Here is a 16,476-nt window from a genome sequence, read left to right as displayed (position 1 = left end):
CAAGAAACCCATCAAGATAGACCGCCTGTCGCGGCTGGGGCGAGTTTAACGATTGCGTTGAGTTTCACTGCTGCAACGGTTACCCGATTGCAACGATCGAGACGGCACATTTTTCACGATAGTCGTCACAACGTGACCCCCGGTCTGTCCGATACAACGCATACGGCTTCTGTACGCCGGTATCGGTTTGCCCCTCCGAAGGTACGTAAGACAACCCGTCATGTTTCGCAGTCGCTCTTTCTGGTCGCTGGGCCTTGTGCTAGCCATCGTTGCCTATGCAACGTTAGCGGGCACTGCGTCTGTCGTCAGGGCCGAGCATGGCAGCGAACAGCCGCTATCCCCAGCCCATCCCGCGGATTCAGCCGATCCTGGCACCGCTGCAAATTCCGCAGCCCCAGCCGATCCGTATGATTTTCAGTGGTGGAATGCCTCCATCGCAGGGCCGATCATGCCGCAACCGCATTGGGTTTCGTTTGATCTGAATACGGTATTGCTGGACACGTTGACGCACAGTCCGCGGATCAGAAGTGTTTCGAGTCGAACCAGTGTGGCATTGGAAAAGATCACTCAGCAGGATGCGGCCTTTGATTCCAAGATCTTGTTGGAATCCAATGCAGGGATGACCAACGACCCCGTCGGCAACACCCTGACCACCGGGGGACCCAGTCGGCTGCAGCAGGATACGTTTGGCGTTTCCGCAGGAGTCGCCCGGACCACTCGCGGCGGTTCGACTTGGGATTTGTCACAGGAATTGGGCACGCTCAACAGCAATAGCCTGTTCTTTGACCCCAAACATCAAGGCAATTCACGCCTGAGTCTCAGCTTGACCCGGCCCTTGTTGGCCCGTGGCGGTCAAGTCTATACCGAGCGACTGTTGACCCAGGCTCAAATCGATGCAGGGGTTTCATGGCAAGAGATGCGCCGGCAGGTCGAGAAACGAATTGCCGACGTGATGACGGCGTATTGGCATCTTTACGAAGCACGCTGTCATTTCTTGCAGCAACAAAAGCTGCTGGAGCGTGGCCAAGAGATCGAACGCATCATCGTTGGACGTGCGGATTTTGATTCCAGCCGAATCGAGTTGGCGAAAGTCCGCGGACGCTTGGCACGACGGATGGATCAAATCATTTCGGCCGAAGCCAACGTGCGGCGTCAACAGGCCCGATTGGCGATGTTGATTGGTCGTGCGGAACTTGTTTCGTCAGAAAACACATTGGAAATGATCCCGTTGGATCCGCCGCTGGCGGCATCGCTGCAGTGGACACTTCGAGATGCGGTCGTCAAAGGCCTCGAGAACCGTCCCGAAGTTCGTGCGGCTGCGAAGGAGTTAGAGTCGGCGGCGCTTTCGATGCGAATCACGCGAAATCAATTGTTGCCCGAACTGAACGCCGTGTTTGATGCCTACTTGGCCGGTTTGAATGGACGCAACGACGTCTTCGGATCGTTCGGAAAACAATTTACCGAAGGAGGGCCGGGATTGAGTGCGGCACTTCAGTACGAAATGCCGCAAGGCAATCGCTATGCCCGCGCACGGCATCGCGAAGCCGTTCATTGGTACCGTCAAAAATCAGAAGAACTGCGTGAAACCATGCAGGTCACACGCGCCGAGATCGAAACCGCGTTGATCGACGTCGACACTTCGATTGCCCAGCATCAAAGTAAACGCCAAACCGTGATGGCCACGATCGAAGAAGAATCGGTCTTGACCGAACGCTACCGGATGCTCGGTGGCGATGGCACGCGGGTCGGTGTGGTGCTTGAAAATCTGCTTGATGCTCAACAGCGTCGCTCCGACGCCGAACGCGAGTGGGTGTCCACGCAAGTCAATTACTTGGTGTCGTTGATCGAACTCGAACGAGCGATGGGCAATCTGTTGATCCACGAAAACATCGAAACGATGCGTGTTCCCGGACGCACCGATATCGATATTGTCCGTACCGCTGACGACGCGGACGGCACGATGATTCCTCGCGGCGAATTCGGATCGTTCCAGCATCGATCGGGCGATCCCGCCGATGACATGCTTATTTCTTCGCCCGCGGACGCATCCAAAAACACACCTGACAGCGTCACGCCCAACGCTGCACTCGATTCCGCATCCAAACCACGGATGCTGCCTTGGGCAAAACCGAACACTGCAACGCCGACTCCGCTGCCACCCGCCGTGGAAATTCGCGTCACGTCGCCTGCGACGCAGCGACCCACGCGACTGGGGCTTGGTACCACAGGCTCGGGGTTGATCGAAACCATTGACAATAGGGGGCCCTAACTCATGAAACGAACACAAACAGGCGAATGGGGGGGAATGTCAATGCTGCGGAACCGCATCAAGTCGATCGCTGTTTCGACAACCTTGCTATGCAGCCTCGGCGCCATTTCGCTAGCCGATCCGCCGCAGGCGTTTTCGCAGGCACCGAGCTATTCGCAGCCGCAAACGTTGGTTTACGACGGTTTCACCGAACCCCAGCATGACATTATGGTGGCTGCGGCCGAAGTTGGATTGTTGTTGTCAATGGAAGTCGAGCTTGGCGATTCGGTCGAAGCAGGACAGGTCATTGGACGACTTGATGATGAGGTTCAATCGTCGGCTGTTAAATTGGCCGAAATGCAAGCCAACATGCGCGGCAATGAGGATGCGGTGCGTGTCGAAGCCGAATTGCAGCGACAACGCGTTGGCATGGTCCGTGCATTGGCGGCTAAGGATATGGCTCGGCCCGATGAATTGCGTCGCACCGAAGCGGACTTGGAAATCGCCGAAGCCCGTTTGGTGGCCGCGAAGGAACAATCGCATCTGCGGCGTTTGGAATTAGAACGGTATCAATTGCAATTAGAGCGACGAAAAATCGTAGCCCCGGTCGGTGGCGTGATTGCCGAACTGTTTCGCGAACCTGGTGAATATGTTTCGCCGAGCGATCCTGTGATTGCCCGTTTGCTTGTGATGGATCGATTGATCGGCGTGTTCAATGTTCCAGCCGAAGAGATCGGACGGCTAAGCATCGGGACACCCGCCCGAGTTTTCTTGCGCAGTAACGGCAAGACCATTGATACCAAGATCAGTTCGATTGCACCGGATATCGACGGTGAAAGCGGAACGGTGCAGGTCCGAGTCGAATTGAACAATCGCGAACACGATTTGCGGGCGGGCGATCGATGCACGCTCAGCATCCTGCCTGCTTCGCAACGTGACCCCGCAGGCACCTTGCCATCGGTGTCCCATCGGCCACAGCGAAACGATCGAAGATCGCCGGAGGGAGTGACAAGGTGAGCATTGTACCGTCATCCGAAACGCTAAAATCCGATGCAATGCTGCACGTCTCGTTGACTGGAAACCGAGACGCGGTCAATCCGTCGGCGTCAAGCGATTCCACGCAAAAATCAACCACTTCAAGCACGGCATCGCAGCAGAGTCCGCCCGAACAATTGGGCAAATTGTTCGAGATCATCGGCGCGATCGCCACGGCGGATACCCGTGTCGATGCGATGCGGATATTGACCCAAGAGATTGCCAGACGATTCCCCGATGCCACCGTGCGTTGTGGTATCGGTAACGACCAACTCAAACGACTGTACGATCAACGCTTGGGATGGCTCGGACCGGAAAGCAGTCCTCGGATCGCTGCTGCCCAGCAGTGGACCGAGTTAGTCGACGCCCCGTGTGGCGTTTTGATCAACGATCAAGCGATGATCTTGTGCATGCCGCAAAGTGATTCAGATCAGCGTTGTTTGCTGTGGATCTATCCAGTGGCAAACAAATCAGTTTTTGGGGAATGGCTGCGAACGATCATTCGGACGCTGTCGAATGTGTTTTGGAGTCGTCCTAGGTATGCCGCTCCCAAAGCGATTCGCAATCTGACTCGTCGGACATTGACCATCGCCGGTGCGTTGATGCTGGTCTTGGTGCTGTTGGCGTTCTGGCCTGTCCACTACCGCGTCGCTTGCACGGCCCGGGTGCAGCCGATTGAGCAGCGTTTGGTTGCGACACCGTTCGAAGCGACGTTATTAGCGAACCACGTCAAGCCAGGCGAAACGGTCACGGCGGGGCAGTTATTGGTCACGCTCGATGGACGTCCGCTACGGCTTGAACGCGAATCCATCTTGGCCGAAATCCAACAAGCGACCAAGGAACACGACACGGCGTTGGCGACCGGCCGCATCGCGGACGCGCAGCAAGCACGACTGCGGGAACGGCAACTCAACCGCACCCTGCAATTGCTTTCCGACCGACTGCAACGACTCGAAGTGGTCAGCCCGATTGATGGTGTGATCATCAGCGGCGATCTGAGTCAATACGTCGGATCTCCGCTGGAACTGGGACAAACCATGTTCGAGATCTCGCCGATGGATCGAATGGCGATTGAAGTTGAAATTCCGGCACACGAAATCGATTTTGTCAGCAGCGATTCGCCTGCACGAATCCGGTTTGGTTCGATCGGCGGTCGCTCGATCTATCAAGAACTCGATGACCTCTATCCGTCCTCGGTGATCCGTGACGATAAAAACGTGTTCATCGGACGGGTCGAAGTCGAAAACAGCAACGGCAAACTGCGACCGGGGATGCAAGGGGACGCGACCACGTATGGCCCATTAAGACCGTGGGTGTGGTCGTGGATTCGTGGCGGTTTTGAACGGGTGCTATGGTGGGTCGGTTATTAAAGCGTCCGGCCGATCGTGCCGTGTCTGCCCAAGCGAACATCGCCGAGGCGTATGCCGTGGAAGGTTGATGTTTGAAACGGTTTGCGAGTTTTCGCCAACCCCAAAACCCGCAGATGACCGTTTGGAAGCCTATCTCACATTTTTAGTGAAATCATGAGCAGCGACGCCAATTCACCTTCGATGCCCACCGTGATCCTCGATCCCGAAGTGACCTTCATCTCACGCGAGATTGGGGGACGGACGACCTATGTGTCCCACCACGAGGCGACCGGAAAATTCTTTCAATTGGGCGCCGAAGAATATCGTGTCGCATCGCTGTTGGACGGGGTTCGGGGCGTTCCCGAGTTGTACGAGTCGCTGCGCAGCGAAGGGATCGAGTGGACTACCGAAGACCTCGCAAAATTTATCGCCCAGTTGGTCCAAGCCAACGTGGCCGTGATCAAACAAGGATCGACCGCAGGAACCGATTCACCAGCGGCGGCGAATATGGATGCTGGTCACAACCGCGATGCCGCGTCCGGTCAAACCGAAACGAGCGAACCGGTCGGTGACGCAGCTCCACCATCGCCAAGCCGACCTCGGCCAGCCGCGCTCGTCACGCTGCTTCGTTTTTTGCCACTGCTGATCAGCCAACGCTTTCCGCTTTTTCGCGGTGATCGCATCGCGACGCGGTTGACCCGATACCTGGGGAACGCTTTTGAGCCGATTGGCTTTTCGCTGTGGACGCTGCTTGTGCTGAGTGGCTTGTGTGTGGTCTATGGGCACTTCGAAGCATTTGCCGCGGAATTGCGGCGGATGTTTGATCCCGGGCTTTGGCCCATGCTGTTTTTGATTTGGGTGGTTGCAAAACTGATTCACGAAGCGGGGCATGCGGTCGCGGCAAAGCATCATGGCGTGCGAGTCGGCCAGGTCGGGATCATGTTCTTTCTGCTCGCACCGCTGGCCTATGTCGATGTCACCGACGCATGGAAATTGCGTCGACGCATCGATCGAGTTCAAATTGCACTTGGCGGCGTTTACTTTGAACTTGCGGCGGCCGCCGTGGCTGCGTGGGCTTGGTGGCTGCTGCCCGAAGGTTATGCCAAACATATCACCGCCCAATTCTTTTTGATCTCGGGACCTGCCACGCTGTTGGTCAACGCCAATCCGCTGTTGCGGCTTGACGGCTATTACGTGGTTTCCGATTTGACAGAGATCCCAAATCTTCGGATGCATGGCCGCCGGCAATTAGGGGCAGTGCTACAGCGATTGTTCTTTGGTATCCCGCAAACACGTCAATTGTTGTCAGGATGGCGAGTTTGGTTTGCTTCGATTCACGCGGCTTGTAGCGTTGTCTTTCAAGTCTTTTGGATGGGCGGGCTGGTGTTGGGAGTCGCGATGTGGGCGCGTGGATTGGGAATCCTGCTTGCTGTGGCAGGCGTGTTGATGTGGTTTCTGATTCCGACGGTCCGGTGGGTATGGAAGATTTGGACACTCGAACCAGGCGAACGATTTGGACTGAACGTTTATCGTCGCCGGATGCTGTTTTACGCGAGCTTGCTGATCACGCTGGTTCAACAACTTGGCACGGTGTCGTCGCCGTTTGATCGTCGCGTTCCCGTGGTCGTGCGTTTTCAAGACGAACAAATCGCTCGTTCCCCCAGTGATGCGTTTGTCGAGTCGCTGTTCGTCGAGCGCGGCGAACATGTCGATCAGGGAACGCTGTTGATGCGGCTGAAGGATCCCGAATTAAGGATCCGGCGTGAAAAGAAGGTGGACGACCTCGAGATCGTCGAGCTGCGTGCGATCCAATATCGGCGACAAGGCGAATTGTCCAAAGCCGCGACATCACTGGAAAACGCCAATGCGCTGCGACGCCAAATTGCCGAAATGGATGAACAGATCGCTCAACTGACCGTCATCGCAACTCGCTCGGGTTACATCGTTGGCAACCAAGTCGAGTCGCTGCCAGGACGGTTCGTTTCCGCAGGAGAGGAACTGTTGAGGGTTTCGGATCCTCAAGAGAAAGAACTGCTTGCCCTGGTTCCCGAGCAAGACGTTGACGCGTACCAATTGGCAACTCAGAACGATTCACCGTCACGCGTGCGATTGCGAGGCGGTTTGACGATCAAAGCCAAACCCGCGTCGCTGCGGCCACGCGCCTCACGCACGTTGATTCATCCAGCGCTAGCGGCCAATGTCGGCGGCCCGTTGGCGGTCGAACCGACGTTGGATGGTTCGGGAAAGATGCGATTGGCACAACCCTATTTGGAAAGCATTACCAAATTGGATCCAATCACCAGTGCCGAGGTTCGGTCTGGCCAGCTTGGCAGTATGACGATCCGCGACAATCGTCCGCTATTGGCACGCGTCTACGATGCGATCGCCACCGATTTCCGGCGACTCGGCCGTTCGCAATAGCCACGCATCACGCGTGATGTGGCAAACTGGATCCGTCGAACGCTTCGGGGAACAAATGTTTGAGATTTCGGACCTTGTAACTTCCGTCCAGGATATCGGTGGTGATCACCGGCAGATCTAATCCGAATTCGGCCAAGAATTGGCGGCATGCACCACACGGCGCCACACCGCCGACGCTGGCTATGGCAATCGCACGCCACTCGCGATACCCCGCGGCGATTGCCGACGATGCCGCCACTCGTTCGGCACACAAGCACATCGAATAGCTGGCGTTCTCGACATTACAACCGATCACGACCGTGCCATCGTTCATCAGCAATGCCGCGCCAACGTAAAAGTGACTATGGGGAGCATACGCCTGGTCGCGAGCGGTGGTCGCAGAAAGGATGAGTCGGTCAATCTCTTTGGTCTTTAGATCCACCATCGTTGTGCTCGATTAATCGTGAAAAGTAGCTATGCGTGAAAAGCAGCAATGTCGGAAGAGTGACCAAGGAAGAAGAGAAGCGTTGTGTCGTTGATTGCGTGACGAAGCGACCGATTTGACACCTTGGACTCTGCTCATGTTTTAGACGGTTTTCAGGTGTAAAGCAAGCAAATCACGCCGTACCTGTCGCATCTTGTTCCACCGGCAATGGAAAAGGTTCTCTGCCCTTCCCAACATGCCGCGTTGCCGTCTCGCCCAAAAACGAGTGCACCGATGGACGACGCTACCAATCTGCTGTGCACATGGTCTCGATCCATCGAATGGCTTTTGCCAATTCGAATCCCCATCACGCCGCGGTTTCGCGCTATTTCAAGGGGTTTTGCCTAAGAAAACGCTTCGTGGATCGCCGCCGGAGCAACCGGTATTTCAAACACACGGCATTTCGCAAGCCGATGGAGACCCGTGATGAAGTCGATCATTCTGCCTGCGGTTTTTCTGCTGGGGGGATCATTCGCCACGTCGATCCTTGTGGCCCAGGATCCCCCGGCGGACGGTCCTCGTGATCGCGACGCGGTGGCGAAGCGGCAAACGTTAACAACGCCAGCCTCACCCTTGCCACGACTTGCAAGTAAAAGCCAAAGTGGATCGAGACCGATTGCAAACGCAAACCGAAAGCATGCGAACGCAATGGCAGGCGGCGAAGCAGATCGAGTCGATGCGTCGAGCAGAATACCGCCGGCTACTCGGACTGCAGGCCGACGGAATCGTCACCGCCGAAGAATCCAAAGCCGCGGACGATCGGCTCGTGCAAGTCCAAGCGGAAGTCCAGTCGCTATGAAAGAAGCTGGTGGTGCTGGAAGCACGATTGGCCACGGTCCAAATTTGTTCCGAAGAAGACTGACCTGCCGTCGCCAATCGACTGTCATACCTGTTTGGCTTAGCTTCCGCTGCCGGCGCTCTTTTGGCTGGCCTGGTCTCCCAAACGTTTTAACACGTGGATGTCCACAGGTTTGACGAAGTACTCGTCAAACCCACTCTCGGTCGCCAAGCTGCGGTGCTTCTGGTCGCTGTGCCCTGTTAACGCGACGATCAACACGTTCTCTAACGCGGTTTCGCGGCGAATTTGCTGAGCAACCGAGAAGCCGCTCATGTCGGGAAGCGTCAAATCGAGTAACACGATCTGGGGACTCAGTTCAGCGAATCGCTTGATCGCGGTAGCACCATCGGAAGCAATGTGAGGATCGAATCCAAGTTTCTTCAGCAGCAAGGCGGTGATCTTTGCCGAGCCGGCCGTGTCGTCGACCACTAAAACTCGTTGACCCGTTCGACCCGCAGCACGGATCTCTGAGTCCGGCGTTAACGATCCGCCGCCCGCATCCGCGGTGGCCGACGGTTGGACCACAGGAACGCTGACCGAGAAAACACTTCCACGGCCTGGCCCGGCGCTGGATGCGTTCACGCTTCCGCCGTGCAGTTCAATGAGCTGTTTCACCAAGCTCAACCCCAAACCAAGACCGCCTTTGGCGTAATCTTTGGATCGTTGTTCTTGAGTGAACGTCGAAAACACATCGGGCAGCGTCTCTTCGCTTATTCCGATTCCATTGTCACGCACCGTGATCACAAAACGATCGCGAAGGTGACTCGTGGAAACCCAGATCGACCCTTTCTCATCCGTGTATTTTGACGCGTTGGTAAGTAGATTTGCTAACACCTGCGTCAATCGTACGATGTCCACATCAAGCAGCTCGAGATCATGGGTATGGTCAATGTGCAGGTTCTGAGCCTTGTCTTTGACCAGCGGACGGACGATTTCGAGTGCTCGATTGAGGATTTCGCGGAAAAAGACCTTTTCTCGCCGTAGTTCGATTTTTCCGTGAGCCACGCGTGCGGTTTCCAACAGATCATTGATCAAGTAGGTCATCTGTTGCAATTGGCGGCTGATCGTCTCTCGAACGTCTTGCAATACATTTGCATCGAGCGGTTCGAGTTGCAACAGCGACGCTGCGTAAGTTAGCGGCGCCAACGGACCACGCAATTCATGCGCTAACATCGCCATGAATTCGTCCTTTCGTTGACTGGCCCGCTGCAGCTCTATCGCCTTGTTTTGATTGTCCTCATTCAAAGCCATCAACCGCACGTTTGCCTTGTGAAGGTCGCGCTGCAGCGTGACAAGATGATTGTTGATCCGGCTGAGGTCGTCGTCCGTCGTCAAACCCTCTGTGAAGGTTGCGGCATCATGTTTGATGTTCGTAGACAGAGTCGTTTCAATTTCTGGTTGATCATCGCCCCACAATCGTTCGGCAATCTCAATTGCATCGATCGCATCATTCGCGGACGCATCCGCACCGGTGCGTCGCCACAGAAATGGGTCGACGTTGAATGGATATCCGCCGACCAAGATGCGAACGTCTTTACATTCAGGACGCTTGCGAACTTCGGCAATGACCTCCGATAGTCCAAACAAATGCTGCGTCATCGTCGTTGAAATGGCAAGCACGCGAGCATTGTTCGCTGCAACGGACTCTGCGATCGCTTCGGCCGGAATGTTGGCTCCGAGGTAAACAGTGTCCCATCCGCTCACTTCGAACAGATCGGTAATGATTCGCAGTCCGACCTCGTGCAACTCATCGCCGACACAAGTTGCCACCAGTGACTTCGGGGTGATCTTGTCGTTCAAAAGATAGGGTTGAATCTGGGACATGACAAACTGAGTCGACGCTGTGCAGTAATGTTCTTGCGCGACGCTGATCTTTCCCGATTCCCACAGTCGCCCTAGTTCATGCTGCGTAGGCTGAAGCACATGCAAGTAGATCGCTCGGATCTCGGTTCCGCTTTCGACGGCGTTCATGATCAACTGCACCGCGTCTTTGCGACGACTGTCCAACAACGCCGCCAGATACGTTTGTCGCAGTTCTGAAAACTCGGAGCGTGACGAAGGTCGGGGTGGCACCAACGCGGGCTCGCCACGCGAATCACTTGCTGCAAACGAATGATCCACGTATCGGGAAACGAGCTCGCCAACATCACGTTGGTTATGCGCACGCACGACGTCTCGGATGGTTTCAAAGCTTTGGCGAATATCCCATTGGTACGGTGACACCGATCGCGGCAGTCTCATTGCCCAGCGAATGTAGTCCTCGAGCAACCTCGGGCTTGTGAATTCAATACAAGCCGCCAACACGGTGATGTGCGATTCAAGTTCTGCGGCCAGCCTGAGCGGGTTCGTTTCGGACGGGCCGCCACTAAGCATGCGATCGTGGATGCGATCCGCCAGTGCACGACGTCCCTCGCAAAGTGATTTCGCAGTGATTTGCGATATTGGCAACATAACGGACAAGGATACCTAAGACGTTCGGAGGACTGCTGTGACGGTTGGGCGTGATCGTAACCCTCGATCATTAACCTGATCGATTGAATGCTGCATGACCACCACGCATGGTTCGTGAACACGAACGTAGTGTGTCGCAAATCAGTAGTTGGAATGGCGTAAACGAGCACCCAAAATCGATGGTTCGGTCTGCGGTCGACGGCGGAATCGACGCTTTAAGTAGAAGGCGTGCTGCTGCTCGTCGCCGGGAATCGCCCCCGTTGCCACGGTGCTACCTGGTTTCTTGGGAAGCCCCGAGATGGCCGGAAAACGGTAAAAACCGGTCTGTCCCCCTTTTTGCGATGCTGTTTGTCGCAAATTAATAACGGGGTGTCGCAAAAATCAGTCGTGTTGGCCCCTTGCGTGATGCATAGTGATGAGGACGTCGACGATTGCAACGACGTTCGATCCAACAAACCGATGGGGTTTGGGGACGCAAACATTTTAGTGTTATGGCTTATCTACAGAGAGGGTGTTTATGAACAAGTTGTCAGTCAAGCGAGGGTTCACGTTGGTCGAACTGCTCGTCGTGATCGCGATTATCGGCGTGCTTGTCGGTTTGCTTTTACCGGCAGTCCAAGCGGCCCGTGAAGCCGCACGGCGGATGTCATGTAGCAATAATTTCAAACAAATTGGGTTGGCGATTCACAACTATCACGCTGCCTATAACCAAATTCCAACACACGGTTCAGGCACAGGCACCGGGGGCGGTCAGCAGGTTTGGAACAACTCGAATGTGCGAAACAACACGCGTTTGAGCTTTCTAGTCGGGCTGTTGCCGTTCTTCGAACAACAAGCGTTGTGGGAGCAGATCAGCAACCCGCAAGGTTCTTTCAATGCGATGGGGCCAACGCCGAACACGACTTACGGTCCCTGGGACACCGATATTCCGGCGCTGCGTTGTCCAAGCGATCCAGGCCAGGGATTGCCGGCGAAGGGGCGAACAAACATTGCCGCCTGTCTCGGTGATTCAGCGGTAATGATGTCGTTCGGTCCCGTCAACGAAAATGGGGTTTCCAACTCGAACTTTGCCCAAGAGGCACGGGCTTCATGTCGTGGTGCGTTTGTCGCTCACCAAACCGCTCGGTTCCGCGACATTCTAGACGGTTTGGCGAACACCATCGTCGTCGGCGAAATCATGACGGACTTGGGGGACGGAAGCGTCTCGACACAGGCCAAGGAAGTTGCGGGAACCGATCTGTACAATAACCCGAGCAGTTGTCTGCCATTGGTTTCGGCAACCCGTCCTCGTTTTTGGGATTCGCCACCAACGGCAAACGGATTGGCACGTGGCTATCGCTGGGCGGACTTTGGACCGCTGTTCACCGGATTCACCACGATCCTGCCACCGAACCAAGAGATTTGTCGTGGCGACTTGCCTGCTCCGACACAGGCTACTTTCGGCACGACGTTGCCTGCGGCCGAGAATCACTTCAAGGAGATGGTTGCCACGCCAAGCAGCCGTCACCAAGGGGGTTGCCACATTCTGATGGGCGACGGAGCGGTCAAGTTCATCACCGATTCGATCGAAGCGGGCAGCAGTCGCAATACTGGCGGCGGCGGAGCCATGGTTCGTTTGGGAGGCAGTGGCAAAGCGGCTCCTGGCCAACAAAGCCCGTATGGTTTGTGGGGATCGCTCGGAACACGTGCCAGCAAAGAAGTGATCAGTAGCGACTTCTAAGCGAGCATTCCTTCGCTGGACCTTCGCGCATCGCACGGTCCAGCGACGAAAACATGCAATGGGGACGGTCGTCGAAGAGAAGAATTTCTTTTCGGTGAACGTCCCCTTTTTTCTTGTTTGCGTTTTCTTTCGTTCGGATTGTCGGCCACGCACCGCGACGCGAGTCGAGGGCGTCGCGGTGGAGTCAATGCGAGGCGTCGTCGAGCGGAGTCACTGAGTGGGCACTCACGAAAGCTGCTCGATGATCAGCGGGACGCTTCTGACGCTTTGATCCGAAATGATCACCGCCTTCTCCAATGGGCCGCGGTACTCGTCATGCTGACGTTTATCGCAGTGCAGGCTTAGGATTGGCGTTCCTCGGCGGACACGTTGCCCTACCCGGCAATGCACTTGCAGCCCCACGCTCGGATCGATGCGGTCTTGTTTCTGTTGGCGACCGCCGCCGAGTTCAATGACGATTTGTCCAAGCAATTCGCAGTCGATCTTTTCAACCCAGCCATCAACGGGGCATTCGATCATCAACTCGCTGCCGATTGGCCGAGGGAAATCGGGGCGTCCGCCCTGCGCAATCACCATCTGTTCAAAACGCTCCATCGCAATCCCGGAATCGAGATGTTTCGTCAATTTTGCAACCGCGTCGTCACGCGACAGGTCATCGTGGCAAGCGACCAACGCGTTCGCCGCAAGCTGGATCGTCAACTCGCGGACTTCTGGTGGCCCGATGCCTTGCAGCACATCCACCGCTTCGTTGACTTCGATCGCATTGCCAATCGCCGCACCGAGTGGTTGGTTCATATCGGAAAGGATTGCCGTGATCGGCAAATCGGACTGGGCGCCGACACGAATCAGCGACTGAGCCAACTGGCGTGCTTGATCGAGCGTCTTCATGAATCCGCCCGCACCGACTTTGACATCCATGACCAAGGCATCCAGTCGTGCGGCAAGTTTTTTACTGAGAATGCTGGCCGTGATCAATGCGATCGATTCGACCGTCCCGGTGACATCACGAAGGGCGTACAGACGTTGATCGGCGGGGGCGATTTCCGGGCCCGCACCGATGATGAACACACCCGTCTTTCGCAGAATCTTGGTCGATTCCTCCATGCTCAACTGAGTTCGGAACCCTTGAATCGATTCCAACTTATCCAACGTGCCTCCGGTCAATCCAAGCCCGCGTCCGCTGATCATCGGCACGTCGACGTCACAGGTGGCTAGCAGCGGGGCTAGGATCAGCGAAACTTTGTCACCCAGCCCGCCGGTGCTGTGTTTGTCGACGCGTGGCCGGTCGCTGCATCGAGGCAACTTGTCACCGCTGCGGACCATCGCACCCGTCAAAGCACTGATCTCCGCCGGCTGCATGCCGTTGATACAGATCGCCATCGCGAGTGCGGCCATTTGGTAATCGGCCACCTTGCCGCTGCAAAATCCGTCGATCAGAAAGTGGATTTCAGCATCGCTGAGCGTTTGACCGTCACGTTTTTTTGCCAATAGGGTTGCAGGTAGCATTGCCAAAAACCTTGTTGGTGACGAAAAAGATTGCAAACCGCTATAGTGACGATAGACAATCCAGCGGGTGTAGCATACTGGCGGCTGCGTTTCGATCCGCGTATCGTCTGCAAAGGCAATTGATCAACGGAGAACGGTTTGGCACCCGCACAGTGGGGTTGCCACTCTCGTTTTTACGATCGAAGCAAGGCAAAATGATGTGAGCCGACGGCGTTAGCCGCGGGCAAGTTTTCAACGAAATGGGCTGGCCCTGATCTAGCGCCCAATGCCAACTACTTTACTAGCGGTGCGTCGCAAGCCGCCCGGTTGCAGCGATTAAAAACATTCGATTTAAACTAGGCGGCTTACGCCGCACCGCTACACCTCACACAAGTCCGATTTTACCTCACAAAAGTTAAAAAGAAACGCGATGAAATATCGACTTGCCTCCCTTGTCTTTCTTGGCTGGATGTTCGTATTACTAGCAACCCCATTACTAGCAACCCCAGTGCCAGCCGACGACGCGACTGCCGACACGACTGCGGGGACCGAGAACACGGAATCGAGCAGCGAGATCCAAGCGGGACCAAGAGCGTTGTCCAAGGCGTTTCGCGTTGCCGCGCGGCGAGCGACACCCTCGGTCGTCACCGTGTTTGCCTATGGACAAAACGTCGAAGCGGCCGAGGAAGAAACCGACACCGAACGTCCGGGCCCCACCCCGCCGCAAAAGGAAAGCGTCAATGGCGACGCCATTCCGTTGACCGGTTTGGGTTCTGGAGTGATTCTCAGTGAAACCGGATTGATCATCACCAACAATCACGTCATCACCGGGGCGAGAAAGGTGGTGGTGCAACTCGCGGATGAAACGGAGATCGAGGCTGTCGAGGTGCATGGCGATCCCGATAGCGATGTGGCCATTGTGCGGATTGAACGTGAGGAGCCGTTTGATGTCGCCACGTTGGGTGATTCGGATCTGATGGATATCGGCGACTGGGTGCTTGCGATCGGCAGCCCGTTTCGGTTGGAAGCGACCGTCAGCGCCGGAATCATTAGCGCAAAAAATCGAACGCTCAAGCGGATTCGCCGCGGTCGGCTGTTGCAAACCGATGCGGCAATCAACCCCGGCAACTCGGGTGGACCGCTGATCGATTTGGATGGAAAGATGATCGCGATTAGCACCGCCATCGCCACTCGTAACGGGGGCTATCAAGGCATCGGATTCGCCATTCCGATTAATCAAGCGAAATGGATCGCCGATGAATTGGCGGCTCATGGACATGTTCGTCGCGCCGCGTTGGGGATTCAGTTAGCCGAACTGAATCCCAAGGTGGCTAAGAAAGTCAATTTGCCGGTGGGATTGGGCGTGCTGGTTTATCAAGTGATCTCGGGGTCGGCTGGCGAACACGCCGGATTAAAACCGCTGGACGTGATCCTCGAATTTGCTGGCGAACGCGTCGACAAACCGAGCAGCTTGCAAGAGGTCATCGAACGCAAACCGATCGGTTCGATGCAGGAAGTCAAAATCTATCGAGCAGGTAAAGAAATGACGCTACAAGTCGAACTTGCCTCGGTCGAGGACCCGACGTTACAGAAGAGCGAAGATAAAAAGAACGAAGACGACAAGGACCAAGAAGCTGAGAACGAAGAAGCCGAGTAGCGAAGAAGCCGAGTAGCGAAACTCGCCAAGAGTTTCGTCCGCCCCTACTCGGATTCCTTGGATCCCTTTACTTCGTCCACTACGTCGCTGTCCGTCGTTTCTTTTTCCGTCGCTTCTTGGTCTTTGTCCGCCAACAGATCCGCAATCTCAAAGTGTTTATTGTTGCGGGCAAAGACTTCGGCGGTGTCGCCGTCGACATCCTTCATCGTCTTGTCGGCGCCATGTTCCAATAGCACCTCGACGACTTTCATCTGGCCCTCGGCTGCCGCCATCATCAGCGCGGTAAAGCCTTCGGTTTCATCCTTCAAATTCACATCCGCTCCGTTGTCGATCAGCAACTCGACCGTTTTGGGAAAGTCGCCCGAGGCAGCATGGATCAGCGCGGATTTGCCTTCCGAATCTCGCTCGTTGATGTCGAACTTGTTTCGCAACAGAAACTTCACCACTTCGTCATGCCCGTTGTAGGCAGCTAGATGCAACGCGTTGTGACCTCGTTCATTTTTGACACCGATTTCGGTACCGGACTTGATCGCCATCTCGATCACTTGCATGTTCCCGTCCAGCGCTGCCATCAAGTACGCGTCGTCGCTGAACTTGGGTTGATGGACCGGTAATGGGGCGGCTTTTGATTTCGCGGCACTCGAGTCATGGGTGCTGGATTCACCGGTGGCCGCGGTTTCCGTCTTGGCGGCCGGTTCAACCGTGTCCGTCGGCGGAGTGCATCCGTTGAAAACGGAAAGCGAGGCTAGGATCATCGAAACCGATAGCGCGTGGCGTTGTGTGTTTTTCATGTTGCGAATTGTAGTCGA

Annotated in this window: 11 protein-coding genes; 7 read left to right on the top strand and 4 right to left on the bottom strand. The window is 55.7% G+C overall.

From position 1 onward, the window contains the following. Positions 1-220: 220 nt before the first annotated feature. The 4 genes from ABEA92_RS02785 to ABEA92_RS02770 all read left to right on the top strand — a co-directional run bounded on the left by ABEA92_RS02785 (position 221) and on the right by ABEA92_RS02770 (position 7,053). Positions 221-2,269 carry a TolC family protein gene (locus ABEA92_RS02785; RefSeq protein ID WP_345682267.1) on the top strand — a complete coding sequence of 683 codons (2,049 nt, stop codon included), beginning with the start codon at positions 221-223 and terminating at the stop codon, positions 2,267-2,269. 3 nt (positions 2,270-2,272) lie between these two features. After that, a complete protein-coding gene (locus tag ABEA92_RS02780) occupies positions 2,273-3,265 on the top strand; it encodes an efflux RND transporter periplasmic adaptor subunit (protein ID WP_345682266.1) in 993 nt (330 codons plus the stop codon). Continuing rightward, the gene (locus ABEA92_RS02775) at positions 3,262-4,653 is read left to right on the top strand and encodes an efflux RND transporter periplasmic adaptor subunit (RefSeq protein WP_345682265.1); all 1,392 of its coding nucleotides are present in this window, start codon (positions 3,262-3,264) and stop codon (positions 4,651-4,653) included. Before ABEA92_RS02780 ends, ABEA92_RS02775 begins: the two co-directional genes overlap by 4 nt. Before the next feature lie 153 nt (positions 4,654-4,806). Next, positions 4,807-7,053: a site-2 protease family protein gene (locus tag ABEA92_RS02770; protein WP_345682264.1), complete on the top strand. Its 2,247-nt coding sequence runs from the start codon at positions 4,807-4,809 to the stop codon at positions 7,051-7,053. Positions 7,054-7,060: 7 nt separating this feature from the next. Here the strand turns inward: ABEA92_RS02770 and cdd are convergent, their stop codons facing one another. Beyond that, positions 7,061-7,477: a cytidine deaminase gene (cdd, locus tag ABEA92_RS02765; protein WP_345682263.1), complete on the bottom strand. Its 417-nt coding sequence runs from the start codon at positions 7,475-7,477 to the stop codon at positions 7,061-7,063. Positions 7,478-8,099: 622 nt separating this feature from the next. On the opposite strand from cdd, the gene ABEA92_RS02760 reads away from it, so the two are divergent. Continuing rightward, positions 8,100-8,315, top strand: coding sequence for a hypothetical protein (locus ABEA92_RS02760; RefSeq protein WP_345682262.1), 216 nt, complete (start codon positions 8,100-8,102; stop codon positions 8,313-8,315). 99 nt (positions 8,316-8,414) lie between these two features. On the opposite strand, the gene ABEA92_RS02755 is transcribed toward ABEA92_RS02760, so the two are convergent. Then, the gene (locus ABEA92_RS02755) at positions 8,415-10,805 is read right to left on the bottom strand and encodes an ATP-binding protein (RefSeq protein ID WP_345682261.1); all 2,391 of its coding nucleotides are present in this window, start codon (positions 10,803-10,805) and stop codon (positions 8,415-8,417) included. Positions 10,806-11,322: 517 nt separating this feature from the next. Here ABEA92_RS02755 and ABEA92_RS02750 point away from each other — a divergent pair. Then, positions 11,323-12,525 carry a DUF1559 family PulG-like putative transporter gene (locus ABEA92_RS02750; protein ID WP_345682260.1) on the top strand — a complete coding sequence of 401 codons (1,203 nt, stop codon included), beginning with the start codon at positions 11,323-11,325 and terminating at the stop codon, positions 12,523-12,525. Positions 12,526-12,750: 225 nt separating this feature from the next. On the opposite strand, the gene ABEA92_RS02745 is transcribed toward ABEA92_RS02750, so the two are convergent. Continuing rightward, a complete protein-coding gene (locus ABEA92_RS02745) occupies positions 12,751-14,031 on the bottom strand; it encodes a thymidine phosphorylase (protein ID WP_345682259.1) in 1,281 nt (426 codons plus the stop codon). 409 nt (positions 14,032-14,440) lie between these two features. On the opposite strand from ABEA92_RS02745, the gene ABEA92_RS02740 reads away from it, so the two are divergent. Then, positions 14,441-15,667 (top strand): S1C family serine protease, encoded by a 1,227-nt coding sequence (locus tag ABEA92_RS02740; RefSeq protein ID WP_345682258.1) that lies wholly within the window; start codon positions 14,441-14,443, stop codon positions 15,665-15,667. Between the two features lie 44 nt (positions 15,668-15,711). Here ABEA92_RS02740 and ABEA92_RS02735 read toward each other — a convergent pair whose 3' ends face one another. Then, positions 15,712-16,458, bottom strand: coding sequence for an ankyrin repeat domain-containing protein (locus ABEA92_RS02735; RefSeq protein WP_345682257.1), 747 nt, complete (start codon positions 16,456-16,458; stop codon positions 15,712-15,714). Positions 16,459-16,476 lie beyond the last annotated feature (18 nt).

The organism is Novipirellula caenicola (assembly GCF_039545035.1).
In the GTDB taxonomy this organism is placed as follows: Bacteria; Planctomycetota; Planctomycetia; order Pirellulales; family Pirellulaceae; genus Novipirellula; species Novipirellula caenicola.
The sequence above is the reverse complement of the archived record's forward strand: the minus strand, read 5'-3'. Positions and strand labels throughout refer to the sequence as shown.

Excerpts from the sequence above, each read along its gene's own strand:
- ABEA92_RS02785 (WP_345682267.1), top strand. The coding sequence starts at position 221 with ATGTTTCGCAGTCGCTCTTTCTGGTCGCTGGGCCTTGTGCTAGCCATC.
- ABEA92_RS02780 (WP_345682266.1), top strand. The coding sequence starts at position 2,273 with ATGAAACGAACACAAACAGGCGAATGGGGGGGAATGTCAATGCTGCGG.
- ABEA92_RS02770 (WP_345682264.1), top strand. The coding sequence starts at position 4,807 with ATGAGCAGCGACGCCAATTCACCTTCGATGCCCACCGTGATCCTCGAT.
- cdd (WP_345682263.1), bottom strand. The coding sequence starts at position 7,477 with ATGGTGGATCTAAAGACCAAAGAGATTGACCGACTCATCCTTTCTGCG.
- ABEA92_RS02755 (WP_345682261.1), bottom strand. The coding sequence starts at position 10,805 with ATGTTGCCAATATCGCAAATCACTGCGAAATCACTTTGCGAGGGACGT.
- ABEA92_RS02750 (WP_345682260.1), top strand. The coding sequence starts at position 11,323 with ATGAACAAGTTGTCAGTCAAGCGAGGGTTCACGTTGGTCGAACTGCTC.
- ABEA92_RS02745 (WP_345682259.1), bottom strand. The coding sequence starts at position 14,031 with ATGCTACCTGCAACCCTATTGGCAAAAAAACGTGACGGTCAAACGCTC.
- ABEA92_RS02740 (WP_345682258.1), top strand. The coding sequence starts at position 14,441 with ATGAAATATCGACTTGCCTCCCTTGTCTTTCTTGGCTGGATGTTCGTA.
- ABEA92_RS02735 (WP_345682257.1), bottom strand. The coding sequence starts at position 16,458 with ATGAAAAACACACAACGCCACGCGCTATCGGTTTCGATGATCCTAGCC.